Source organism: Paenibacillus hexagrammi (assembly GCF_021513275.1).
GTDB classification, from domain to species: domain Bacteria; phylum Bacillota; class Bacilli; order Paenibacillales; family NBRC-103111; genus Paenibacillus_E; species Paenibacillus_E hexagrammi.
This window is the reverse complement of sequence record NZ_CP090978.1, coordinates 2,815,416-2,839,507: the sequence shown is the minus strand read 5'-3', so window position 1 is coordinate 2,839,507 and position 24,092 is coordinate 2,815,416. Positions and strand designations below refer to the sequence as shown.

The following is a 24,092-nucleotide window of genomic DNA, read 5'->3' as shown; positions in this document are numbered from 1 at the left end:
CCCCTTATGGCGGACTTTGAGAAACTCACCGGACGTTCTCAGGTTGCTATAGAGGGGGTATTTTGCTAGGGATGGACGTTGGTTAGGGGATGAATACATGAAGGAACAAACGAAGCCTGCTGTGACTGGCTTAATCGAACGCTTGCGAGGAGCGTTAGACATCATAAAAAGCGGAGGAAAGCTGGATGAAACGGCTAACACAGCATTCATCGAAGATATCGAATCGTTATTGGCCGATCATGCAAGACTCAAGCAGGATGCCGTCAAACTAAGGAGCACTAAGCGTTCGCCTAGCAGAGATATGGAAAGTATGTCAACAAGATTGAAGGAAGCGCTGCGCGAATAGCCGAAAAATCGACAAAGCTTGGTTGATTCGTTATAATAGGAGCTGGCAAAAGGAGGGAATAACATGAACGAAACATTACCGCCAAAAACGTGTTCCATTGATCGGTTAGTGACCAAAGAAGATGAAGTAGCCAAGGTGCTTGCGGGCACTAAGACGGCTTGCAGACGCAATGGCCGCTATGCGGATATCGGTGAAACGATGGAGCTTCAGGGTAAATCTTTTGTTGTGACGAAAGTATATGCGCAATCTCTTGGTGAATTGACAGAGCAGGATGCCCTGACTGAAGGCTATCCGAATGTTGATGCGTATAAAGAGAGCATTCTGTCGCTTCATCCAGGTATGCCTTGGCTGCCTCAAATGAAGGTTTGGGTGCATGAGTTTCAAGCTGCTGAATAAGAGTGGCCGATGAAGAAAAGCGCAGGTCTTGGACCTGCGCTTTTCTCACATCATAGAATTATTAAATTCGGGGCCTCCCGCAAAGCAACTAATCATGCAGGGGATTTCTCGTTTGTCATCTTATGAAAAAGGGGAATTGAGTAGTGTCTTGGTATGCGGTACTCTTATATATTCATATTTGCAGCGTGATCATCAGCATAGGACCTTATTTCATCCTGTTTCCGCTATTAGCCAAAATCCGAAGTGCTCCTTTTGAACGAATTGCGGACTATTTGGAGCCTTTTCGCATAACGGTTCGCTTAACGAAGCATGCCGGCCATGTACTCGTGGCTACGGGGATTCTGCTGACGTGGCTTACAGCCTGGACGTGGAAGACATCATGGATCGTGATGACCGTGCTGATCATGGTGTTGTCGCTCTATTTTATCGCACGCGCCTTTTCTCCTATCATGAGGCAGCTAAAGGCCCCCCATGATAATCGGGAGGTTCTGGTGGCTAAGCTTCGCAAATCGTTGTTAGGGTATGTTGTCATCACACTCGCGATGATGTGGTTTATGGTGGCCAAACCTGGTCTCTGGTAGAATAGCCACACAAAGTGAAGCCATTGGCTTCTGATCGGATTAAAGAGCTTTGCAGGTAGTCCTGTAGTTATAAATATCATCATGCTAAATAAAGAAACCTCACCGGGCCGCATGGACAAGCAGCTGACAGGGAGGTTTACTTTTTACGAAGAAACGGTTTTGTTATGGCCTTCTTGCAGCAGTCTATTTCTAACCCATAAGCGGGATAGCAGAGGATGGGCTTGCATGCGTTGAACAATCCGGTCAGACAGCCACAACGTGAGAAATAAGCACCCAAGTGATATCAGCGTGAAAATAGGTGCCAGCCAAGGCGTTACCGGGTGGCTAAAGTACGGGATGAGGCATATCGCCATGATCGGCGGTGAATTAAGCTTGAAGGTCACTATCATCTTCATCACAAGCAGGGCTGCAATAAAGATGGTAACAGGACCTGAATACATCATGTAGAGACCAGCTCCGATGATGGAGCCCGCCGTGGCTCCTAGAAGCATCTTACCCATTTCGAATAGGGAACTTTGGCGTGAAGAGAATAAGAAACCGAACGCGCCAAGTGTCGGATAAAACAGCATATGCATGGAGTTGATTTGTAGCGAGATCATATAGATCAGCATGAGGAAAAGGCTGCAAACAATAATCTTCACGTTCATGGAATCAGGTTCACTTACTTTCTACATGATGTTGAAATCCACATATGATCATACACCCAATTTCCTAGCGGAGCAATAGGGGATTGAGAGAAATATTTGAGGTATAATGGTATCGTCATGGTCCAATTGGAATGGAAGGCTGGGAGGGCGGAGATACGGTGCGCAGGTTTGATCTGATTTCTGACATACATTTGGACTTCTGGGTCAAGGATGCCCATAGCCTATGGTCATTAAATAAGAAGATCCGTCGTTTTGCGGCGCAGCTCTTGCCGGAGAATGGCTCAAGGACGCTGCTCATAGCAGGGGATTTGGGTCATAGCAATCAGCAGAATTATATGCTTCTCAAATTTCTTAAAGAACATTATCAGCACATCGTGCTGGTGTGGGGGAATCACGATTATTACTTGTCCAGACGAAGAATAGAAGATCCTGGAGGTTTCGACTCCATCGATCGAATTCATGAGATGCGCCAATTGGCAAGCCAGCTTCCCGGCGTTTATTGCTTGGAAGGTACGGCTGTAACACTGGATGGGATTACGTACGGCGGCTGCGGTATGTGGTATGATCTGCAGTACGGCGTGCAGGTGCTCAAATCCGATATGAATCATATTTTTACCACCTGGAGAACCGTCTCTAATGATTATGCGTTAATCCGCGGTAAGCCACGTTATACCATGGACATGTTCAAATCGGAGCAAGCCAAGCTGGAGAGGATCCTAACCGAGTCGGACGTGCTGCTCACACATGTATCCCCGGACTGGAGCAGGGTTCCTGAGGGCAAGCAGCTGCAGGTATCCACCAGCTTTTATTATTTTGACGGAGCTCCTTACTTCCAGCGGATTGCCGGCAAGGTCTGGTGCTTCGGTCACATCCACCATCGAATGGATTACACGATGCACCAGTGCAGGTTTATTAATGGATCGCTCGGGTATCCCAAGGATAACCCTGCAGGTCCGAAACGGATCGTTTCGATTGACATTTAGACAGCAGGAGGAAGTTAAATATGGAAGTCGTCTACAAGGTGGTCCCGCCTGACAGTGCGGATTTACACAGTTTAATTGAACAATTGGATATGGACTTAGCGGCAAGGTACCCGTCGGAAGAGATTCATGTCGTTGATTTTCATGATCCATCCGTCCGAGATATTACTTTCGTTGTAGCCTATCTCGGAGAAAAAGCCGTTGCCTGCGGCGCACCCCGTCCACTCGATAAGGAATCGACAGAGCTTAAACGGTTTTTCGTGGATAGCGGATATCGAAAGCGCGGAATTGCATCCGGTCTGCTTACTCACCTGGAAGCTAAAGCCGTGGAACTCGGTTATAAGATTGTTAAATTGGAAGCAGGTGCAGAGCAGCCGGAAGCGTTAGCCTTGTACACAAAGTTCGGTTACGATCCGATTGAGCCCTTTGGAGAGTATGTCGGCTGCAAGTCAAGTCTCTGTTTTGAGAAGCGGCTTTAACAATTCGACAACAAATTTTTTAAAAATTTACATAGCGTTAACCATTCTAGGCCGTTAAAGCCGTATAATAACAATGTCATATTAAGGAAATGTAAACGGTTGTTTTCCTTTTCATATAGTCATTGGGGGCGATGGGATTGAAAAAATCCAAACGAGTTCTAGAGCATCATGAGTTTGAAACATGCCGTAAGCAGCGCAAGCTAATCACTGTCTATTTTCAAGGGGAACCTCTGCAAACGAATGGAATTATTCAAGAGCATACAGAATATTTTGTCATCATTAACGGAGATAAATTTTTAAAGACAGCTTGTGAGTTTCGCATTACATCATGAGAAATGGCTTTGCAGGCAGGAATCGTATGGATAAATGTGGAATGAGTAGTCTGTAGAAAAGTGATCTTTAGATATTTGGGGAGAGTGTACCATGTTCAGAGACAAGCTTTCCATTAGCACATGGAGCCTCCATCGCTGCCTTGGCCCGCTGCGCTGGACGGTCTGGGACGAAGTAAGCAAGCAACCTGTCGTATCGGAGGAAAGTCAGCCGCTGGAGCTAGCGCTCACGGATCTTCCAAAGGAGTTAGCAAGCAGGGGCTTCCGTTTTGCCGAGGTGTGTCATTTTCATCTCCCGTCAACGGATGACGCTTATTTGGCGGAGCTTAAGGATGCGTTTAACCGTGCAGATGTAAGGTTTCATACTCTTTTGGTTGATTACGGAGATATATCCTCTCCGGATCCGGTGCGTAGAGAGGCAGATATCCGGTACTTGCAGGAATGGATTGGGGTCGCGTCCAAGGCTGGTGCTGACGCTGTGCGCATCGTTGCGGGCGAACAAGCACCAACGGATCAAGAGGCGATTGCCCGGTGTCAAGCGGCGCTCAAGCAGCTGCAGGAGTATGCATCGAAGCTCGGCGTGAGGATCGTCAGCGAGAATTTCAGAGCGTTAACGTCGACGGTTTCCAGCTGGTCCCGTGTCGTAGAAGGAATGGGTGCAGGATTTCAGACGATCGTTGATTTTGGTAATTTTGCATTGGATGAGAAAGAAGAAGGGATCGCATACGGCTCGCCGCTAGCCTACACGATTCATGCCAAGCCGCGATATCTAGAGGATGGCTCGGTTGATCGCGAGGAGTTTGGTAGAATGGTCTCGATCTTGAAGGAGCATGGCTGCGAAGCACCTGTATCACTTATTTTTGATCGACCCGGCAATATGTGGGATGGAATTGAACGAATCAAGACTGAGCTGCTGCTTGCGGCAGGCGAGTAATGGATGAAGAGACATGCTGCTTCAGGCAGAGGTCTCTTCTTTTTCCGTTTAGGTTTTATAGGGGGAGGTTAAGAGATGGGCAAAACGTATGTGATCAGCGATATTCATGGTTGCTATGATTCATTCAACGAGCTTTTGGAGAGAATTGGATATACGCATGGAGATCAGCTTCTAACAGCCCAAGCATGATTTTATGTATACCAAAGAACCGTTTTATAATCATCCCAACCTTGTAAGTAAGACAATTGTCTTTGGGCACACAAGGACAGTAGACCTGCACGGGAGTGCGGATGTGTGGTTTGCTCCTGGGAAGATCGGGATTGATGGCGGTTGTGCCTAGGGATATCAATTGAATGCTTTGGAAATCCTGGGGAACGGGGAGTACAGTACTTATTGCGTAAAAGCGTAATTAACGAAAAATGTAAGTGAGGTCATTCTAATGGGAAGTTATACAAATACGTTTATATTGATCGCTCCGGATTGTCCGGCCGAATACGGTCAAGTTCCGGTAGCTAAAAAGGATGCAAAACCTATTCATGTCATTCAATATGAGCTTCTCTCACAGCATCCATACGAATTCACACAAGATGAATTGATTTTTCAAACACATATTCGTCATAAATTGATTCCAGAAGCCGAGATTGACTCGCGTAAGGAGGAAATTTGGTCAGAACTGTTCAGCAAACCGCACCCTTGTCTACGAGCTTCTACACTTGCGAAGCGGTATGGATGGGGCTTCCATTATAACCAAGAAGGGAAAATTGCTGTATACCCGATGGAATCGGAACCCTACATAAACTATGCTGGCAACACGGATGGAACTACGAGTGTTATTCATGCGATGCGTAATGCGAAGGCCAAATGAGGTCTGCCTAAGCTCCTATTAAGGGGCTTTTTTTATTGACAATTTTATAGATGTTATTATATTATGTCTATAAAATGATAAACAAATTAAGGGTGTGTTTGGAGATGTCTAGTTCCGAATTGTTCTGGAACGCTTCGCTCGAGGAGTTGAAGCAAGGGTATATGTTCGATCAGCATGTATATACTTGCTTGCTGTGCGGGAAGCAAACAGAAAAGGGAATTGTTTATTCGGAAAAAGAGGTGTTCTATGAAGCTGAGCGCTTTATGCGCCGACATATTGAAGCGGCACACGAGTCCGTATTTTCCTATTTGATCCAGCTGAACAAGAAACTAACTGGACTTACCGAGCATCAGAACAGTCTGCTGCAGCTATTTTACGAAGGACGAAGCGATAGCGAGGTTCAAAAAGAACTGGGGATAGGCAGCGCCTCGACAATTCGCAATCATCGGTTTGCACTCAAGGAGAAGGAGCGGCAGGCGAAGATTTTTCTGGCGATGATGGAGCTGCTGAAAGAAAAGGATCGCCACGCTCCGTCATTCGTCGAGCTTCATCAGACCGCGACGATGGTGGATGACAGATACAATATTACTCATGATGAAAGCGAGAAAGTGATAGGCAAATATTTTCCCGAGGGACCGCAAGGTGCCTTAAAGTCATTCCCGCTAAAAGAGAAGAATAAGCTGGTCATCTTACGTGAGCTGGTCAAACGCTTCTCAAGCGAGCGGAAATATACGGAGAAAGAAGTCAATGAAGTGCTGAAGCAAATCTTCCACGATCATGTGACACTGCGAAGATATTTAATTGAATATGGTTTCCTGGACCGGTTGCCGGACGGAAGCGAATACTGGGTGAAAGCTTAAAAGAAGGAGTCGAACTTACATGGACCGAAGAAAAGAATTGCAGCAGCAATATAAAGAAATGAAAACAGAGGCGGGCGTATACCAGATCAGAAATACGAAAAACGGTAAAGTTTGGTTGAGTGGTACGCCCAATCTCAAATCCATAAATGGAAAGAGAATTTCCCTCAATCTGGGATCGTTTATCAACAAAGAGCTCCAGGCTGACTGGAATGCTTATGGCGAAATAGCGTTTGAGTTTGAGGTGCTGGAAATACTGAAACAGAAAGAAACAGGCTACTTTGATCTTAAGGATGAGCTGAAGAAGCTGGAAGAGAAATGGATGAACGATCTGCAGCCGTATGAGGATCGAGGGTATCATCGTAAATAGCCGAGTACGAACTCTGCTTCCTTCTTGGGAGCAGGGTTTCTTTTGTTGATCAACACGTAAACCCGCGAGAACTGTTCTTGTACGGTTGGAAGGATCAGGCTATAATTGTATAGAAAAATGGATTCACCAATAAAATTGAGTTAGGAGCAGGGAGATAATGGGAAAAACTCTTATTTTCGGGCACAAAAATCCGGACACGGATACAATTTGCTCTGCGATTGCTTACGCGGATCTGAAAACGAAATTGGGCCAAGAGGTTGAAGCGGTTCGACTCGGCGCAGTAAACGGCGAAACGCAGTTTGCTCTGGACAAATTCGGCGCACAGGCGCCTCGCCTGGTTGAAACGGTTGCAAACGAAACCGACACGGTAATTTTGGTTGACCACAATGAGCGCCAACAAAGCGCGTCTGATATTGATAAAGTACGGGTTGCCGAGGTTATTGACCACCACCGTATTGCAAACTTTGAAACAAGCGGCCCCTTGTACTACCGTGCTGAGCCAGTAGGCTGTACCGCGACGATTCTCAATAAAATGTACAAAGAAAACGGCATTGCCATCGATCCGCATATCGCAGGCCTGATGCTGTCCGCTATCATCTCGGATTCTCTGCTTTTAAATCCCCGACTTGCACGCCTCAAGACGTCGCCGCAGCCAAAGAATTGGCTGAAATCGCAGGTGTAGATGCCGATGTGTACGGTCTTGACATGCTGAAAGCCGGAGCGGACTTGAGCGATAAAACAGTTGCACAGCTGATTTCTTTGGACGCCAAAGAATTCACAATGGGCAGCTACAAAGTGGAGATCGCGCAAGTGAACGCAGTGGACACGAACGACGTTCTTTCCAAGCAAGCGGAGATTGAAGCAGCGCTAAACACGATCATTGCAGAAAAAGGTTTGGACTTATTCCTTTTCGTCGTAACCGATATCTTAAATAACGATTCCGTTGGTCTTGCCCTTGGACGCTCCACTCAAGCCGTTGAGCAAGCCTACAATGTATCCTTGGTTGATAATAAAGCGAATCTGAAGGGAGTCGTATCCCGTAAATCTCAAATCGTTCCGCAGCTGACAGACGCATTCAATAAGCTGTAAGAATGACACATAACAGAAGCCTGCCTCTCTTTATATAAGAGATGGCAGGTTTTTTTGTCGACGCGGCGGCGTCTCGAATGTTTTAGCGGCTGGTTATCCATACTATTCAAAGCACAAGATCAGTGAATATTTAATGAGCAAGGTGAGGAAAGCAGGTAGAACATGAAAAATGACTTGAAACGGTTGTTAATGATCTTCATATACAGCCTTGTCGCCGCAATCGGCATGACGGCAGCAGTTCCACATGCCCTGGCTGCTCCTATTGAGGAGGAAACTAGTATTCTCATCGACAAGTCCTCACATATTTTGGTCGTGTATGTGAATGAGACTCCTGTATATACATTTATGGTTGCTACAGGTAAGGGTAATCTGACACCAGTCGGCGAGTTTCGAATCGCTAATAAAATTAAACATCCTTGGTACAACAGAAAAAGTATTCCTGGCGGTGACAAGCGCAATCCTTTAGGTACGCGCTGGCTTGGTATAAGTATTCCGAATACAGGCGGTTACCGCTACGGTATTCACGGCACGAACAGGCCCTATTCCATCGGACAAAGTGTCTCATCAGGCTGCATTCGAATGCTGAACCGGGATGTCGAATTTATATTTAAGCACATACCTGTGGGCACAAGGGTTGTTATACAAGATTAGCGCAACAGCACAATGAGCTTCTCATCGGCTTTGACGTTACTTCTTTAACTCGGGAATCGGATCGAAGTTAGGATACACGTAGGGGGTGCCGGGGTCTGGGATGCTTTCAATTTGGGAGGCATGGATTTTAAAGATATCATTGTCTTGATAGCTGGCCGGCTCAATGGTCCCTATTACTTTGACCCAGGCATCTTTCGTGAAATGGTTAGCTGTCGGAAAGTCGACGAGAACCCCATAAGGGAGAGCATCCGCGGAACAGCAGGACACGGCAAACCGACCTACGATAAACTGGTCATCCTTAAGGCCATCTTCACGATAGACGAACCCCGTAAGCTCCATCTCCTTGCCATAAAAATTTTCCTTAAATAAATCCACAGTGGATAAAATCTCCATATAAATGTCCGGCTTTACAACAATCCGGTCCCGCTTGTACAGAATGATTCCCATCTTGGCGAAGTCTTCCGTGTACGCATCAGGAGCAGTAAACAGCTTCTTGATTTGTTCGTCTGTCAGACTGGCGCTGGATGTCGATGAAGAGCTATGTGTTTGAACCTTGGCTGGCAGAGGAGACGATTGAGTCTGATTGACTAAATCAGACTTTGTGTTACTTGCTGAGGAAGACAATTGCTTAGTAATCGCCGGTGCAGCCGAGCTAGCAGAGAGGTTCATTCCCTTCTGATCAGCAACCGCACTGCTCATGGCATTGTTCGGCAGCAAGAAGCCCAGCAGTAAGGGGAGGATGAACAGCGAGTATGTGACAGTGCTCTTCAGCCTGCTATTGGTATCAGAATGGTTGCAGTCGCAATCGAAAGTGAATGGTTTGCGCCATAGTGATTGGATGCCCAGGTAAACCTGGTAGATGGCAATTATATACAAACCTACACTGGAATACTTCACATAGCTCTGCATGCGAGGCGCGATATAATAGACCAGATCTTCACTCTTGGCAAGGTGAACGATAAGCATGGCAAAGCTTAGCAGGATAGCTGCGCGGAGCAAGTAATGAATCGCTGATGGTTGTGAATGTGCGTGTGGGGTTGAGAAGAAGAATTTGCCATGACTGCTCACTCCTAGCTAAAAAATAAATAGTCGATACAGATCGAACCGGTTAATACAACAACTGCTATGAGGAAGCTGAAGAGAAGTACGAATTTTGACTTAAAAGCGGAGAACAACATTAGTGTGCTTTTGAAATCCAGCATGGGTCCGATGACAAGAAAGGTGAGCAGAGAACCTTTAGAAAAAATACCGATAAAAGAGGATGCGACAAAAGCGTCCGATGTCGAGCAGAGTGACAGCAGGTAAGCGAATCCCATCATGTAGAAGTGGGGAAAGTACCGGTGCATGTCCGATGGAAACGAGGCTGCTGCGATTCACGAGCGTTTGGATGACGGCCGTCAAAAATGCTCCGAATAGGAGATATTTCCCCATTTCAAAAAATTCATCCGCCGCATGAGCTAACATGGCCGATAATTGGTTACTTCTATGGGATGAAGCTGCAGTTGCAGTTTCCCTATGAATAGAAGCCAATGTGGTTCTGAGCGGATTATAGTTCACAATAGCATATAAGAGAAGGCTTACTAGAGTTGAAGCCACAAAGGCTAAACCCATTCGGGCGTACACCATATCGGGTTGTGTCCGGAACGCCATATACGTTGCCGCATACACAATAGGATTCAGGATTGGGCCTGCGCAGATGAACACAGCTGCTATATGAACAGGCATACCCTTTTGTATAAGGCGGCGAACGACGGGGATCATTCCGCATTCACAGAAAGGGAAGATCACACCTAGAAGTGTGGCAAACAGGATTCCCGCCAGCGGATGCTTCGGAATAAGTCTTTGAATCCGTTTTTCAGAGACAAACACTTGTAGAAAAGAAGATAGGACAACCCCTGCCAGAACGAAAGGGATTGCCTCCAAGATTAAACTGATGAACATCGTTTTAAAGGTTTGCAAGGTCGTTATGGAGAGAATATTTGTAAAGCCAAGAGCTTGCTGCATATTTGTGGCACTCCCAAATGATAATCATTACGAATATAAGACTCAAGTAAATAGATGCTTCCACTCTGCTTCTAACCGCTGCTGATCCAGATCAATCCCAATACAGACTACATAGGGTGCGCCTTGAAATTCCGAAGGTTCCCAATAAGTTCGCTTTCCAGCAAACTGCATGAGCATGGCGAAGGGTTGATCCACAAGGCTTACGTAGCCTTTCGCTCTAAGTAGATGTTTGCTCCATTCGGACATAAAGCGTTCCAATTGAGCTTTCGATAATCTTTTTGAAGAAGGAAATGGCAGTGTAACAGTGCGAATGCGGGAGAATGATCGCGAAGAAGGCGATGGTTGCTGATGTGCGGGAGAATGGCTGACTGTCCCGATCGATTTGAGTATTCGAAAGGAGCTTGCTGCAGCGCCTGTACGTGCATAAGCCTTGATAGGCTCAAGAAGCTTGGAGAGGTCGAATCGACTATGTACCGTACGCGTAATCACCGCTTTATCGTTATACTTTCTGACATGCTTCTCAATCTTGTCGAGTGTGGAAGAGGAGACCAAGTCCGCTTTGTTGATAAGCACATAATCCGCAGCTTCCATCTGTTTGCGCAGTGTAATGACAAGCTCCTTGTCGGAAGAGAAGATGCTGTTGTACTCCAACGTATGCTCGCTGTCAAGCACTGTGATGATTTGCTGCAGAGACATCGACTCCAGGAGTCCCGGCTCTGTCAGAGCATCAGCGATTTCTTCCGGGTTCGCAACACCGGTTAGCTCAATATAGATGAGGTCCGGCTGCTGCTTGATCAAAAGCTTTAAGCTGTCGGCCAGTTCTTCTTTTTTGCTGCAGCAGACACATCCGTCAAGTAATCGTTCAATCGCAGCCCCGTTATGTTCATCCAGAATCCGTCCGTCAACATCCTGCCTCCCGAGCTCATTCATGAGTACACCGGGGCGTAAACCCCTGGCTTTCGATTCGTTTAACATTTGCATTAAAAGAGTTGTTTTACCGCTTCCCAAAAAACCGCTTAGCACGATAACGGGTACTTTCATAGGACTCCTCCTACCAAGAAATAATGATTCATACCAAGCATATTCGAATCATGAGTCAAACATGCCGTTAAAACGTAAATATTACTAATAACAAAAGTATCATATAACAGTTTTCTATATTTGACAATATGCTCGAAGAGTAAGGGCACATCAATGTGGACCTGGAATGCAGCAATCTTGACCATAAGGGATTTCATGTGTCATGATGAGTATAATGCTTACTTTTTGAACCCTAGCGATAGATGAGAGGACCTACAAACATGCGGATGGAACATGGCGAAAGGTTCATGCAGCATGGTGGTGCACCTGGCTATTGTAGTCCACCAAAAGCATGGATTGAGGCACAGCTGCTTCCTGGACTCCATATTGAAAGTGAACATCCGTTTGAACCTGTTGTCGTTCACAGAGTGCCGAAGCCTTGGGAAGTACTGGGAGCCGGTAATTATGCCGCCGTATTGCTGCATCCTGAATACCCTGAGTTTGTTGTGAAGGTTTTACGCTCCCGGCAGGCCGGTCTTGAAGATGAAATTGAAGTTTACCGCCGACTTGGCACACATCCGGCATACTCCGAGTGTGTGTTAGCGGGGGAGAAATTATCTCGTCCTGAAGAGACTATCCGGGATTACTTTATATGACTGTATTCGAAAAGGGGTCCCCATTCCTAAGCAAGTCATCCTCGACGTGGATGAGGCGCTTGCCTTCGCGAGAGGGAAGGGACTTACGCCTCATGATGTTCATGGAAAAAATGTCATGATGAAGGATGGCCGAGGTTTCGTCGTCGACGTTTCGGATTTCTTAAAGGAAGAATCCTGTACGATGTGGGAAGACTTAAAACAAGCATATGAGCGTTTTTATCACCCATGGATTCAGCGAATTGCTTTCCCGGAATTCGTACTGAATTGGGTCCGCAGAGGATATAGAAGATGGAGAACTTAAGCTATCTATTGAAGGAGATTTAGGTATGGAAAGTATAACACCAACACAACGAGTCCTTGTAGTAACAGCAGTTGAGGCTGAAAAGGAAGCCGTCCTTCGGGGCACCGGACCATTGACGAACGTCGACGTAGTCGTCGTCGGGGTAGGTGCGGCAGCCGCGGCAGCCAATACGGCAGCGGCACTGAGCAAAGCCGATTACGGTATGGTCGTGATGACCGGCATCGCGGGCGGCTTTGCCGGCAAGGCGGAGATCGGCTCAATCGTGATGGCGAGCGAGGTGATTGCCGCCGATCTCGGCGCAGAGACGCCGGAAGGCTTCGTCAGTCTGGACGAGCTGGGCTTTGGCTCGGCACGCGTTCCCGTTGAGGTCGGACTTGCTTCAAGCATCGCTCAGCAGCTGCAGGAGGTGGGGTTGCCGGTCGTAACAGGGCCTGTTCTCACGGTCACGACGGTTACAGGCTCTGCAGCAAAAGCTGAGGAGCTGCTTCGTCGCGTGCCTGGAGCCGTGGCGGAGGCGATGGAGGGCTATGGAGCAGGTGTTGCGGCCCAAATGCGGGGTATTCCATTCATGGAGTTTCGCGCAATTTCCAATACCATTGGTCCGCGAGACCGTTCCGCATGGCGAATCGGCAGTGCATTAACAGCACTTGAAGCGGCAAGTTCAGTTTTTCGGGAGGTACGATAATGAGAATTGCTTATTCACCTTGTCCCAACGATACATTTGTCTTTCATGCTTGGGCGCACGGCTTGATAGAGGGGGCGCCCTGAGCTTGAGGTTACCTATGCAGATATTGATATTACGAACGGATGGGCTGCCCGTGGGGAAGGTCCGGAGATTATGAAGATCTCTTACGCCGCGCTGCCGTGGGTGCTAGACGATTATGCACTGCTGCCATGCGGAGGCGCGCTCGGCAGAGGCTGCGGCCCGCTCGTGCTGTCGGCACCGGGAGCGGAAGGCGCCGCAGACCAGACGTCCTGGCTGAGCGGCAAGCGTGTAGCTGTTCCAAGCGAACGCTCAACTGCTTACTTGCTATTCCGGTTGTGGGCTGCGAAGCATGTCCCCGGCGGCGTGGGCGAGATTGTTGTCATGCCGTTTCATGAAATCATGCCAGCGGTGAGAGATGGACAGATCGACGCAGGTCTTGTCATTCACGAAGCTCGATTCACCTATCCTACTTATGGATTGCAATTAGTCAGAGATCTGGGCAGCTGGTGGGAGGAGGATACGAGACTCCCTATTCCACTCGGAGCGATTATTGCACGTAAATCCCTGGATTTGACAACGATTTCGCAATGGATTCGCCAATCGGTCGAATATGCATGGGCTCATCCCGAGAAGTCCGGCGAATATGTCATGAGTCACGCGCAGGAGCTTTCGAAGGAAGTGGCTCAGGCTCACATTAATCTGTATGTGAATGAGTTTACAGCAGATTTAGGCGAGAGCGGTTATGCCGCCATCCAAGCTCTGCTCGGAAGAGCGGCGGAGGAAGGCCTTGTGCCCCAATTTGATCTGGAGGCCTTAAAGCTACAGCAGGTGCATCGATAAACGCAATACCCGGTAAGCCGTCAATAGGCTGCCGGGTATTTTTTTGAAATATAAGAATTTATAAGTTTCACTCCATAATTCGGCTTATATGTATTATAAACGTACTCGTCTTTAAAGGACGGAGTAAGCCGTTTATCTCACATTATTGAATTGGGGGACTTCCTGCCCGCCAAATACCTGAATCGGCCTCGAAGCTAATCAGCTAATCGTTAGAAGTAAACAGAGCTTATTTAAGGGGCTGCAATTGTCATCCACATCGCCGATCGCATGTGGGTTTCCGTGACTTGCTGCAGCTGCTCGGATGTGCGGTTATTCGTATAGTCGATGTCGAATGGAGTCTTGAGTTCTACACGGTACTTGCCGAAAGGAACCTGCTTGCCGTTACTATCCTTTTGATCCCAGTGGAACGTTAACTCCCGGCTTGTAATATGTGAATCCCTCTTTGGGAATGCCGCTTGCAAAGAAGGGAGCACACCGGACCATACTGGAGTCCATTTCCCCGGGTCTCCATCATCGACCCGTTTAATGTCAACTTGGATCTTAGTGGAATCAGATAAAGTCAAAGCATCTTCGCTTGCATTGGCAATTTTGAATTCGACCTTGACATCACTGCCGAATGAAATCATATCTGAAGGCGTAGACTCTTCGTTGCTACCAGCTGCATAGATTTCCGTTGCGAACGGAAAGCCCCGCCATCCTGCTCCGAATTCATATTGATGTTCACTCCAACTCGCGTCGGTAACCGGCGTAGCTTCCACACTAACTGGTGGCGTATATGTAGCGGGGTCTGCGGCAGGATCAGGGGCGTACACCCAGGAATCACCAAGCCAATCGCTATGTATATGGTACCAACCGCTGCCGCGTTCAAATACGGATACGTTCTGCGGTGCTAATGTTCCTAATTTACGAGCTCCCTGGTTGGGATGCTCATAGACGATAGCAGGCTTCGTTAACTTCAGCTCCAATTCTTCTTGTCTGACATCAATTGGGTAGCTTACCTTCGGATTGACCCATAACGGCCCCAACCATGTATGTACCTGATACCATTCATGATCCATCGTTGCGAGTCCTTGAACGACTTGTGGTGCTAGTAGAGCAACAACATGCTGACCAGCATCGGGTGAGCTAAACAAAGGTGTTGTTGTCTGTAAGGTGACAAATTCATCAGTTGTACTTACACTCACTTGTGGTTGCGACACTGCTGCTTCCTTAGCATTGACAAGTGAGGATTGCAGACAGGATATCAAAAGCAGCGATACCGTCATAGATAGTACATGTTTTTTCATTCCATTCGTCCTCCTCCTGAACATTCTCCAGTATAGTAGACGTGAATTCCAAATATAAAGTTGCTTCCCGAAACTATGCACGAGCGTTATATGATGGTTGCCAAATGACTCACATACCTATAAGATAATAATTAAGTTAATGTTTAATGTTATTATTAACAAATTTGTTAATCAGATTAGCGGAGGTTATGGCGATGGTTACAATGACAATTCGAGTCGATGAGAGAAAGGGAAAGATTAACAAAAACATTTACGGTCATTTTTCCGAGCACTTGGGCAGATGTATTTATGAGGGCTTATGGGTGGGAAAGGATTCTCCGATTCCTAACACCGATGGTATTCGTAACGATGTGGTGGAAGCGCTTAAACGGATTTCCATTCCAGTCTTGCGCTGGCCGGGGGGCTGCTTTGCTGACGAATATCATTGGAAGGATGGAGTGGGTCCGGCAGACAACCGTCCTCGGATGATTAATACACATTGGGGCGGAGTAGAAGAAAACAACCACTTCGGCACTCATGAATTTATGAGGCTGTGCGAGTTGCTTGGAGCTGAGCCGTACATCTGTGGCAATGTGGGCAGCGGTACCGTGTACGAGATGCAGCAATGGGTCGAGTATATGACGTTTGACGGAGAATCGCCGATGGCAGGCTGGAGGAAGGAGAACGGAAGGGAGGAGCCTTGGGCTTTGACCTATTTTGGCGTAGGTAATGAGAGCTGGGGCTGCGGGGGAAATATGCGTCCTGAGTATTATGCCGATGAATACCGCCGCTATGCCACCTATGTACGTAACTACGGGGCCAACCGTATCTACAAAATTGCCTGCGGACCCAATCAGGACGACTATCATTGGACCGAAGTGCTGATGCGCGAAGCCGGACGATTCATGGACGGTCTCAGCCTTCACTACTATACACTACCTACAGGAAATTGAGTCAAAAAGGCTCCTCTACCGATTTTGGCGCGGCGGAGTGGTTTACTACCCTGAAACGGACGCTGCACATGGAAGAGTTAATCGTCAAGCATTCGGAGATCATGGATAAGTACGATCCGGATAAAAAAGTGGGACTGATTATCGATGAATGGGGAACTTGGTACGATGTGGAGCCGGGTACGAATCCCGGATTTTTGTATCAGCAAAACACATTGCGAGATGCGCTTGTGGCCGGAATTAACCTGAATCTCTTTCATCAGCATTGCGATCGAGTCCAGATGACGAATATTGCTCAAATCGTGAACGTGCTGCAAGCGCTTATTTTGACAGAAGGTGAGAAAATGCTGCTTACACCAACGTATCACGTGTTCGATATGTTTAAAGTTCATCAAGATGCGGAACTTGTCCCAGTCGAATTCGTCAGTCCCGACTATGTGATGGGTGAGGAAAGCATTTCGCAAATAAGCGTGTCTTCGTCCATGAATGCAGAAGGTAAACTTCATATATCGATCTGTAATTTAAGCCATGATCAATCAGCGGAAATCTCAAGTACGCTAGTCGGGTTTAATTGGAATATCGTAAGAGGAACGATCCTTCAAGGAGATCAATTACATGCACATAATACGTTTGCAGATCAGGATGCTGTCAAGCCGATCTCCTTTGATGCCTGGACGATTCAAGATCAACAACTTACCGTGCATATTCCTCCAGCGTCCGTGGTTGTGCTTGCCTTGGAGGCGTAGTTTATGAGCGAATTCACTCCTGAGCGAGAAGAGACATGTAAAGGATGTTCGGCAAGTGTCGTGCTGTCCGAAGAGGAAATTGCACTGCTACAGAAGCTTCACTTCGAGCAGGACCAAATGGCTGTGGTTACTGAGGAAGAGTTTGAAAGACGTATGGGGCAATGTCACGGCTGTCAAGGTTTGCAGTATGGTACAACCTGCCGTTATTGTGGGTGTTTGGTAGCGATTAAGGCCAAGCTTCTGTCGGCAGCTTGTCCGTTTCCGTATCAACCCAAATGGTAGCTTCTCCGAAAACTACTGAGCCCTACATGTACTTGTATCAATAGTCTATAAGATCAACCGGATATAGCCCGGTTGATCTTTATTTTGTTATGGTAAAGATCTGTTAAAGATGGTATATATTTATATACCGGAAGGCGATCTTGTATTAAGGTGTGTGGACCGTCATCTGATCCAAACTTTTGAAAACGTATCCTTTTTGGCGGGCATCGTCGATGATCTTGGCCAGAGCGTCTGAATTATCCTTGGAAACGGAGTGCAGAAGTATGACTGAACCGGATGCAGCTGTGCCATGACATTGTCATAGGCATATTTCCAGCCTTTTTGATTTTTTGGCTCCCAATCCCTATAAGCGCTGGACCAGAAGACGTTCGTATACCCCATCTCTTTGCTTACGGATAAGCTTCGGTCATTAAAAATTCCGCGCGGGGTCCGGAGATATTTCATCTCTTTCTGACTGGTTTTTGCGAGAACTGCGGCTTTCACTTTATCTAGTTCTTTGCGGATTTGATCAGCGGATATTTGGCTCATATCTGGATGGCTCCAGGAATGATTTCCAATGATATGCCCTTCGTCCGCCATTCTTTTCAGTAAATCGGTTTGCGTCTCCACATAGTGACCAGTCACGAAGAAGATAGCCGGAACCTGTTTTTCCTTTAACACGTCCAGAATATGCGAGGTATAGCCGTTTTCGTATCCGTTGTCAAATGTAAGATAAAGTTCCTTTTGCGAAGTGTCTCCGGTGAAGATAGCTCCGTATTTTTGAAGAAGCGGTTTAAAGCCCTCCTCGTCGATCGATGGCAATGATCCGTTCTTGCTTTTCTTGAAACCGAAATGAAAGGCGCTGTCGGCGTGTAGAGTTGCTGCAGGACCAAAGATCAAAATCGATGCCAGCAGCAGCATACAGATCCGTTGTAACAAAGTAGCTTCACTCCTCTGGTTGAGATTGTCTATGCAGGGTATGGAGATGTATTTATCTCTTGTATTATTTCTCTGTTAAGTCTATTTTTATGTATGTAATCATCTTGAAATTAACTGGGGAAAGGCGCAGGTTGATAGGAAATGAGAGTTCATGAGTTTACGATTCGTTCCCATATGGAGCGCAAAGATCTGACGGAGATTTCCGCAAAGTCATCCCATTTTATGTCAGAAATCACACTCGTCTATACGGAGGGTCACACCGAGCATATTGTCGACATGAAAAGCGTGCTGGGGATGCTGCTTGTTCCCATCAAGGAGGGGACGACGATACGTTTAATCACGAAGGGCAAGGATGAAGAGGAAGCGCTTCATTATATATATGATTGGTTTGAAAGCAGATAATCGGGGATTACTCCCCGGTTTTTTTTCTGTTGGTCTTGTGCTTTTTAACCAATTTGGGCAAATGTTTGATGCTTCGGATCATCGGCCCTTTGCACATGGGACACTCCGGTGTAGACGAGGATGCCAGCTCTTCTCGAACCCAAGCCTTGCACTCGGTATTTTTACATTTCCAGATTGGAACCGGGGTCACTTCTTGCGACTGACTGTTTTCCAAGGGACAACCACCTCCTGCATTACTTTTGCCCAAATAACTCAGAAACATTCTTCGAACCTGTGAGGATGAGATGTTCTAATTTTCACTATGTATCGGGTGAGTGCCGTGTTGTAAATTCCTACAATTGAATACGATGTGGTACTGATAACTGGTGAAGGGTGATCTGTGCATGGGACATCGGATAGGCATTCTGTTCGACCGCGATACATTCCGCGGCATACCGCAGGGGAAGACGGGCAATGAACGATTATCACTGTACAATAAAGCTGCAAAAAAGCTTGGTTTACAATCCTTTTATCTGACATTGGATCAAATTAGAGGCAATCAAGCAAAAGGTTATAAACGGATCGGCGGAAAATATCGATTGGTGCACGGCAAAGTGCCCCGAGTCATTCATAATCGAGCTTTAGCGCTATCCCCAGCCAGCAAACGGAAGATGAGGCTCCTTGCCAAATCCCACACGATCTTTAACCGTGTGAATCGATTCGATAAGCATGACATTCACCGGATGTTAATTCGGAAATCACAACTGCGTGATTATTTACCGGTATCACTGAGTTATAGCCCGAGAAATCTGGCTAGAGCTATGCGGGCTTACACGTCTCTATATATCAAGCCGACGAACAGTAGCGTGGGAGAGGGAATCATCCAAATCAAGCAATGCCTAGACGGCCGTTGGCACATACACGGCAAAAAGGAAAACCGCTCAAAAGAACCTTACGTCAAACGCTCGCCTATGTGCATCAGAAGGTCGGACGGCAATCCTATTACATTCAGCAGACGATTCCGCTTGCTACTTATAAAGGAAGGCCCTTTGATTTAAGAGTATCCGTACAGAGAGACGATTCCGGCGACTGGCAAGTAACAGGGATCGTAGGGAAGGTTGCTGCATCGGGGAGTCATGTTACCAATGTGGCGAAAGGCGGAAGAGTGAGAACCTGTGAAGTGTTGTTCAAAGAAAATGGGTTCGATGTGGAACGAACCGTGTCTGCTGTGGAGCGGGCTTCATTAGAGATAGTTCGGTATATTAGCCGAAGAGTTCCACACCTTGCCGATGTAGGCTTGGATATGGGAGTAGATCAGAGCGGGATGGTCAAATTTATTGAGATGAATGGGAGAGACCAACGGTACTCTTTTAGAAAAGGAGGTCTGTCGGAGACCTTTTTATCGAACCTATGAGAATCCTCTCAAATATGCCGCTTACTTGTTGAAGCACAAGCCATCGAATTCATAAATATTAGCTAACATATGATTATAAGCTTATTTTATGATAGTATGTTAGTGGATAGCTATGAATCTATGATGGAATAAGGAAGAGTGACGGCTTGTGAGTGTAAAGGATGCTTCAGTGCAAAAGTTTTATATATGGATGGCTGCAGCAATATTGACAGATCAGTGTTCAAAAATTTGGATTCGGCTGCATCTGAAAGAAGGGGACTCCTTGGTCGTTTGGAAAGGGGTTCTGGAGTTCGTGCGCTATGAGAACAGTGGTATGGCTTTTAGCTTATTCCAAGGCTACGGGCGGTGGTTCATCCCAGCAGCCATAATCTTTGTGGGGATAGTCTTATACCTGTTATACAGAGGCTTACTAAATAGTCCGCTTGAACGAGTGGGAGCGGCATGTTTGGCCGGCGGTGCGATTGGAAATGCCATAGACCGTACTTTATTTAATCAGGTAACGGATTTTATTCATTTTTATGCCAAACAGGGCATTCTGAATATGGCTGATTATGCCATCAATATCGGAATTCTTCTTTTTGTTTTGCAAATGGTCCTTTCATTTCGGAGATCACGAGATCGGTAATTCCCCATGACTAGAACCCCTGGTTCAAGGCAATAATAGGCAAAACCATGATTCGGAGGTCAGGCATGGATTCCGCTGTCTTGCAACATTCCAAGCTGTCGAAGAGCAAGCTTATCAAGCGATTGTTTTTGCTTGTGCTCGGTTCAGCGCTATTTTCTGTAGGACTAGAAATTTTTCTAGTGCCCAACGATATTATCGACGGCGGTATCACGGGCGTCTCGATTATGCTGGCTCATCTGTTTCATATACCGTTAGGTGTGCTGCTGACTGTACTGAATCTGCCGTTTCTCTATATCGGTTATAAACAGATCGGCAAGACATTTGCTTGGTCTACCTTATTGGCCGTGCTGCTGATGTCTATCGGTACAGCGCTTTTAATTCCGGTGCAGCCCATCACGGTGGATCCTCTGCTGGCTGCTGTATTCGGAGGGGTCATCCTGGGAATTGGTGTAGGCATGGTGATCCGGTCGGGAGGTTCCTTGGACGGAACGGAAATCGTAGCGATACTCCTAAGCAAAAAGTCGCCCTTCTCGGTCGGGGAAATCGTCATGTTTGTCAATCTGTTCATATTAGGCAGTGCAGGCTTTGTCTTTGGCTTCGACCATGCCATGTATTCGTTGATTGCCTACTATATCGCTTTCAAAATGATCGACATTACGATCGAGGGTCTTGATCAATCAAAATCCGTATGGATCATTAGTGATTTGTCTGAAAAGATCGGCTCCGCATTGAACGACCGGCTGGGAAGAGGAGTGACCTATTTACACGGCGAAGGCGTGTTTACCGGTGAAGATAAGAAAGTGATTTTTACCGTGATCTCGCGATTGGAAGAAGCTAAGCTCAAATCTATCGTGGACGAGGTTGATCCATCAGCTTTTTTGGCGGTTGGCAATATACATGACGTGAAAGGCGGAAACTTCCGCAAGAAGGATATCCACTAATAATTAAGGTGACACAGTAAAGAGAATGGCCCTGTCCACGAGGGTCATTCTCTTTGTTCTAGAAGGTGTTAACCAGGGTTTAATTGCGGTTGGTTCTGTCATGCAGGGTCATTTCTCTCCCTTGTTACTGCTGTTTAGCCGGGATCGCTTTGCTGTAATTGAGCAGCTCGGACACGGTAACGAAACGATACCCTCTGTTTTTTAATTCAGGCAGGATGACTTTCAACGCATCAATTGTCTGAGTAGGTCCTTCAATATAATCATGAAAAAGAACGATATTACCGTTATCTGCGTGCTTGAGCACCCGATTCACAATCCTCGAAACACCGGGAGTGCGCCAATCCTTGGTATCCAACTCCCAGGACCACAGAATCATTTTGTAGCCCTCTGACTTAACCAGAGCGACGAGCTGCTCATTAAAAACACCGCCAGGCGGTCGAAACAGGCGGGAGCGCTGACCGGACACGGTATAAATTTGTTCTTCCGCATCATGGATTTCTTTCTTCATATTCGTTCTTCTGCTGAGGTAAGCATGGGTGTAGGTATGATTGGCGATTTCATGACCTTCTTGAACCTCACGGAGCAGAAGCTCGGGGTTCATCTTTACTTTGTTTCCAACAACAAAAAACGTTGCTTTGGCATCGTACTGCTTTAGTAAGTCCAGAATTTGAGCAGTATGCTCGGGATGAGGTCCATCGTCAAAGGTGAGGGCAATCACCTTCTCGTCGGTGGATATTTCCCATACGACTTCACCGCGGGCTTCAAAATAGAAGCGATCCTTCTTAGGCGCTGCATAAACGGCGTTTTGACACAGTAAAAAGCCAATAAGCAAAGTAATCGCGATCCGCATATTGCCTCCAATGTCTGCTATAGGATGTAACAAATAGGATGCGCTGTATGAAGGAAATTAACCTATTAATCAAAGCTAATGTCTTCCATTTGCAAATAAATTACGTAACCGGTATTGACTTCGTTATCGATGAACTCTATTTTACTTATAGAGGCTTAAATCAAAGACCTCTTAGATAAACCTTTAGGTGGGAGAGGAAGTGGAAGAAACAATGAAGCAATACAATACGCGGGCCATTATGGCGTCGCTGCTTATTTGCGGCTTCGTCGGCATGTTCAGCGAAACAGCGCTTAACATCGCAATCAGCAATTTAATGGACGTGTTCCAGATTTCTGCAGCGACCGCGCAATGGTTGACAACGGGATTCCTGTTGACTCTTGGCATTCTCATGCCAATGACGGGACTCTTGCTGCAGTGGTTTACGACAAGACAGCTGTTTGTTTTTTCGTTGGCCAGTTCAATTGCAGGTACATTGATTGCTGCGCTTGCAGTTAATTTCGAGATGCTGATGGTTGCACGCGTTCTGCAGGCGGCAGGCATGGGGTTATTAATCCCGCTAATGTTTAATACCATTCTCGTGGTATATCCTCCGGAAAAGCGCGGAGCGGCGATGGGCTTTGTCGGGTTGGTCATTATGTTTGCACCGGCGACGGGACCAACTGTGGCAGGCCTTTTGATTGAATATTTGACGTGGCATTATATTTTCTGGCTCTCTTTGCCGTTCTTGGTTATTGGACTTTTGGTCGGGTTAAAATATTTAGAGAATGTGACAGAAGTCACCAAGCCACGCATCGATCTCTTGTCCGTGATCTTCTCTACAATCGGCTTCGGCGGTGTTGTATTCGGCTTTAGTAAAGCCGGCGAAGGGGAACAAGGATGGACCAGCATGGTTGTGATCTTGTCCATTACTATCGGTTTGTTGGCGTTATTGGTATTTGTACTGCGTCAAATCTTTATGAACGAACCGATGATGAATTTACGTGTGTTCAAATATCCGATGTTTATCGTAGGACTGGTGCTTGTGCTGTCCTGCATGATGATCATCCTATCGAGCATGATTATACTTCCTATGTATTTGCAAAAAGGAATGAAGCTGACATCATTTGCTGCCGGGCTTATGATGCTCCTGGAAGCGCGCTGAACGGGTTGCTGTCTCCTCGTATGGGTCGTTTGTTCGACAAATATGGGCCGAAATGGCTTGTTATCCCAGGGCTTGTTATCGTAGCTGCTACACTGTGGTTCTTTTCCGGCATTACGACAGCTTCCTCAATTGCCTTCATTGTTGCTTTGCATATCGGTCTTATGATCGGGATCTCGATGGTATGGATGCCAGCTCAAACCAACGGCCTTAACCAATTGCCGCCTGAGCTTTACCCGCACGGAACAGCGGTCATGAACACGCTGCAGCAGGTTGCCGGGGCGATCGGCACAGCCGTAGCCATCAGCATCCTGACGAGTGGGATGTCGAACTATTTACAAAGCTCTAAAGCGCCAAGCGAATTAACCGAAGTCGCGAACGCAATGACGTTAGGATCACAGAATGTGTTCTTGTTCGCCATGTCGGTTACTTTGATTGGACTCGTAATGGCATTCTTTATCCGCCGCGTTGCCGTCAACCATGCGATGATGAATCAAGCGCACTAACTTAGAGAGCCGAGAGGCTCTCTTT

The 24,092-nt window shown here is 46.8% G+C and carries 24 protein-coding genes and 7 pseudogenes; 22 read left to right on the top strand and 9 right to left on the bottom strand.

Annotated features, from left to right (window positions below; all coding sequences use genetic code 11):
• Positions 1-97: 97 nt before the first annotated feature.
• The 3 genes from L0M14_RS12620 to L0M14_RS12610 all read left to right on the top strand — a co-directional run bounded on the left by L0M14_RS12620 (position 98) and on the right by L0M14_RS12610 (position 1,323).
• Positions 98-346 carry a hypothetical protein gene (locus L0M14_RS12620; protein WP_235122398.1) on the top strand — a complete coding sequence of 83 codons (249 nt, stop codon included), beginning with the start codon at positions 98-100 and terminating at the stop codon, positions 344-346.
• A 63-nt stretch (positions 347-409) separates the two neighbouring features.
• A complete protein-coding gene (locus tag L0M14_RS12615; protein ID WP_235122397.1) occupies positions 410-742 on the top strand; it encodes an ASCH domain-containing protein in 333 nt (110 codons plus the stop codon).
• A gap of 143 nt (positions 743-885) precedes the next feature.
• Positions 886-1,323, top strand: coding sequence for a hypothetical protein (locus L0M14_RS12610; RefSeq protein ID WP_235122396.1), 438 nt, complete (start codon positions 886-888; stop codon positions 1,321-1,323).
• Positions 1,324-1,466: 143 nt separating this feature from the next.
• Here the strand turns inward: L0M14_RS12610 and L0M14_RS12605 are convergent, their stop codons facing one another.
• Positions 1,467-1,970 (bottom strand): HPP family protein, encoded by a 504-nt coding sequence (locus L0M14_RS12605; protein ID WP_235122395.1) that lies wholly within the window; start codon positions 1,968-1,970, stop codon positions 1,467-1,469.
• A gap of 158 nt (positions 1,971-2,128) precedes the next feature.
• On the opposite strand from L0M14_RS12605, the gene L0M14_RS12600 reads away from it, so the two are divergent.
• The 9 genes and pseudogenes from L0M14_RS12600 to L0M14_RS12560 all read left to right on the top strand — a co-directional run bounded on the left by L0M14_RS12600 (position 2,129) and on the right by L0M14_RS12560 (position 8,524).
• Positions 2,129-2,953 carry a metallophosphoesterase family protein gene (locus tag L0M14_RS12600; protein ID WP_235122394.1) on the top strand — a complete coding sequence of 275 codons (825 nt, stop codon included), beginning with the start codon at positions 2,129-2,131 and terminating at the stop codon, positions 2,951-2,953.
• A 20-nt stretch (positions 2,954-2,973) separates the two neighbouring features.
• Positions 2,974-3,429: a GNAT family N-acetyltransferase gene (locus L0M14_RS12595; protein WP_235122393.1), complete on the top strand. Its 456-nt coding sequence runs from the start codon at positions 2,974-2,976 to the stop codon at positions 3,427-3,429.
• 137 nt (positions 3,430-3,566) lie between these two features.
• Positions 3,567-3,761: a hypothetical protein gene (locus L0M14_RS12590; RefSeq protein ID WP_235122392.1), complete on the top strand. Its 195-nt coding sequence runs from the start codon at positions 3,567-3,569 to the stop codon at positions 3,759-3,761.
• A gap of 91 nt (positions 3,762-3,852) precedes the next feature.
• A complete protein-coding gene (locus L0M14_RS12585) occupies positions 3,853-4,692 on the top strand; it encodes a sugar phosphate isomerase/epimerase family protein (protein ID WP_235122391.1) in 840 nt (279 codons plus the stop codon).
• Between the two features lie 439 nt (positions 4,693-5,131).
• The gene (locus tag L0M14_RS12580) at positions 5,132-5,557 is read left to right on the top strand and encodes a DUF6157 family protein (RefSeq protein WP_235122390.1); all 426 of its coding nucleotides are present in this window, start codon (positions 5,132-5,134) and stop codon (positions 5,555-5,557) included.
• 104 nt (positions 5,558-5,661) lie between these two features.
• Entirely contained in the window at positions 5,662-6,417 is a 756-nt protein-coding gene (locus L0M14_RS12575) for a DUF2087 domain-containing protein (protein WP_235122389.1), read from the top strand.
• 19 nt (positions 6,418-6,436) lie between these two features.
• Positions 6,437-6,784 (top strand): GIY-YIG nuclease family protein, encoded by a 348-nt coding sequence (locus L0M14_RS12570; RefSeq protein ID WP_235122388.1) that lies wholly within the window; start codon positions 6,437-6,439, stop codon positions 6,782-6,784.
• A 157-nt stretch (positions 6,785-6,941) separates the two neighbouring features.
• A pseudogene (locus tag L0M14_RS12565) lies at positions 6,942-7,873 on the top strand (manganese-dependent inorganic pyrophosphatase).
• 162 nt (positions 7,874-8,035) lie between these two features.
• Positions 8,036-8,524, top strand: coding sequence for a L,D-transpeptidase (locus L0M14_RS12560; RefSeq protein ID WP_235122387.1), 489 nt, complete (start codon positions 8,036-8,038; stop codon positions 8,522-8,524).
• 36 nt (positions 8,525-8,560) lie between these two features.
• On the opposite strand, the gene L0M14_RS12555 is transcribed toward L0M14_RS12560, so the two are convergent.
• The 4 genes from L0M14_RS12555 to L0M14_RS12545 form a co-directional block, all read right to left on the bottom strand.
• Positions 8,561-9,523, bottom strand: a complete 963-nt coding sequence (locus tag L0M14_RS12555; RefSeq protein WP_235122386.1) for a TIGR03943 family putative permease subunit — start codon at positions 9,521-9,523, stop codon at positions 8,561-8,563.
• A gap of 71 nt (positions 9,524-9,594) precedes the next feature.
• Positions 9,595-9,840 (bottom strand): permease, encoded by a 246-nt coding sequence (locus L0M14_RS32340; RefSeq protein WP_260115479.1) that lies wholly within the window; start codon positions 9,838-9,840, stop codon positions 9,595-9,597.
• Positions 9,761-10,528 carry a permease gene (locus L0M14_RS12550; protein ID WP_260115465.1) on the bottom strand — a complete coding sequence of 256 codons (768 nt, stop codon included), beginning with the start codon at positions 10,526-10,528 and terminating at the stop codon, positions 9,761-9,763. The genes L0M14_RS32340 and L0M14_RS12550 overlap by 80 nt, the downstream gene beginning before the upstream one ends.
• Before the next feature lie 42 nt (positions 10,529-10,570).
• The gene (locus L0M14_RS12545; protein ID WP_235122385.1) at positions 10,571-11,569 is read right to left on the bottom strand and encodes a CobW family GTP-binding protein; all 999 of its coding nucleotides are present in this window, start codon (positions 11,567-11,569) and stop codon (positions 10,571-10,573) included.
• 287 nt (positions 11,570-11,856) lie between these two features.
• On the opposite strand from L0M14_RS12545, the pseudogene L0M14_RS12540 reads away from it, so the two are divergent.
• The 3 genes and pseudogenes from L0M14_RS12540 (at position 11,857) to L0M14_RS12530 (ending at position 14,051) form a co-directional block, all read left to right on the top strand.
• Positions 11,857-12,505 (top strand): annotated as a pseudogene (locus tag L0M14_RS12540) (serine/threonine protein kinase).
• Positions 12,506-12,530: 25 nt separating this feature from the next.
• The gene (locus L0M14_RS12535; protein WP_235122384.1) at positions 12,531-13,190 is read left to right on the top strand and encodes a futalosine hydrolase; all 660 of its coding nucleotides are present in this window, start codon (positions 12,531-12,533) and stop codon (positions 13,188-13,190) included.
• Positions 13,190-14,051 (top strand): annotated as a pseudogene (locus L0M14_RS12530) (1,4-dihydroxy-6-naphthoate synthase). Before L0M14_RS12535 ends, L0M14_RS12530 begins: the two are co-directional and overlap by 1 nt.
• Positions 14,052-14,281: 230 nt before the next feature.
• On the opposite strand, the gene L0M14_RS12525 reads toward L0M14_RS12530, so the two are convergent.
• Complete coding sequence (locus L0M14_RS12525; RefSeq protein WP_235122383.1) at positions 14,282-15,337, bottom strand: hypothetical protein; 1,056 nt, start codon at positions 15,335-15,337, stop codon at positions 14,282-14,284.
• Positions 15,338-15,531: 194 nt separating this feature from the next.
• Between L0M14_RS12525 and L0M14_RS12520 the strand changes: the two are divergent.
• Positions 15,532-17,012 (top strand): annotated as a pseudogene (locus L0M14_RS12520) (alpha-N-arabinofuranosidase).
• A 3-nt stretch (positions 17,013-17,015) separates the two neighbouring features.
• The gene (locus L0M14_RS12515; RefSeq protein ID WP_235122382.1) at positions 17,016-17,294 is read left to right on the top strand and encodes a DUF6171 family protein; all 279 of its coding nucleotides are present in this window, start codon (positions 17,016-17,018) and stop codon (positions 17,292-17,294) included.
• Positions 17,295-17,439: 145 nt separating this feature from the next.
• Here L0M14_RS12515 and pdaA read toward each other — a convergent pair.
• Positions 17,440-18,194, bottom strand: a pseudogene (pdaA, locus tag L0M14_RS12510) (delta-lactam-biosynthetic de-N-acetylase).
• Positions 18,195-18,353: 159 nt separating this feature from the next.
• On the opposite strand from pdaA, the gene L0M14_RS12505 reads away from it, so the two are divergent.
• Positions 18,354-18,614 (top strand): HPr family phosphocarrier protein, encoded by a 261-nt coding sequence (locus L0M14_RS12505; protein ID WP_235122381.1) that lies wholly within the window; start codon positions 18,354-18,356, stop codon positions 18,612-18,614.
• Positions 18,615-18,621: 7 nt separating this feature from the next.
• Here the strand turns inward: L0M14_RS12505 and L0M14_RS12500 are convergent, their stop codons facing one another.
• Positions 18,622-18,876 (bottom strand): cold-inducible protein YdjO-related protein, encoded by a 255-nt coding sequence (locus L0M14_RS12500; RefSeq protein ID WP_235122380.1) that lies wholly within the window; start codon positions 18,874-18,876, stop codon positions 18,622-18,624.
• Positions 18,877-18,997: 121 nt separating this feature from the next.
• On the opposite strand from L0M14_RS12500, the pseudogene L0M14_RS31880 reads away from it, so the two are divergent.
• From L0M14_RS31880 to L0M14_RS12480, 3 genes and pseudogenes are all read left to right on the top strand, one after another.
• Positions 18,998-20,007, top strand: a pseudogene (locus L0M14_RS31880) (YheC/YheD family protein).
• Positions 20,008-20,155: 148 nt separating this feature from the next.
• Positions 20,156-20,632: a signal peptidase II gene (lspA, locus tag L0M14_RS12485; RefSeq protein WP_235122377.1), complete on the top strand. Its 477-nt coding sequence runs from the start codon at positions 20,156-20,158 to the stop codon at positions 20,630-20,632.
• 65 nt (positions 20,633-20,697) lie between these two features.
• Positions 20,698-21,573: a YitT family protein gene (locus L0M14_RS12480; protein ID WP_235122376.1), complete on the top strand. Its 876-nt coding sequence runs from the start codon at positions 20,698-20,700 to the stop codon at positions 21,571-21,573.
• A 124-nt stretch (positions 21,574-21,697) separates the two neighbouring features.
• Here L0M14_RS12480 and L0M14_RS12475 read toward each other — a convergent pair whose 3' ends face one another.
• Positions 21,698-22,423, bottom strand: coding sequence for a polysaccharide deacetylase family protein (locus tag L0M14_RS12475; protein ID WP_235122375.1), 726 nt, complete (start codon positions 22,421-22,423; stop codon positions 21,698-21,700).
• 211 nt (positions 22,424-22,634) lie between these two features.
• Between L0M14_RS12475 and L0M14_RS12470 the strand changes: the two are divergent.
• Positions 22,635-24,067, top strand: a pseudogene (locus L0M14_RS12470) (DHA2 family efflux MFS transporter permease subunit).
• The last annotated feature ends 25 nt before the right edge of the window (positions 24,068-24,092 follow it).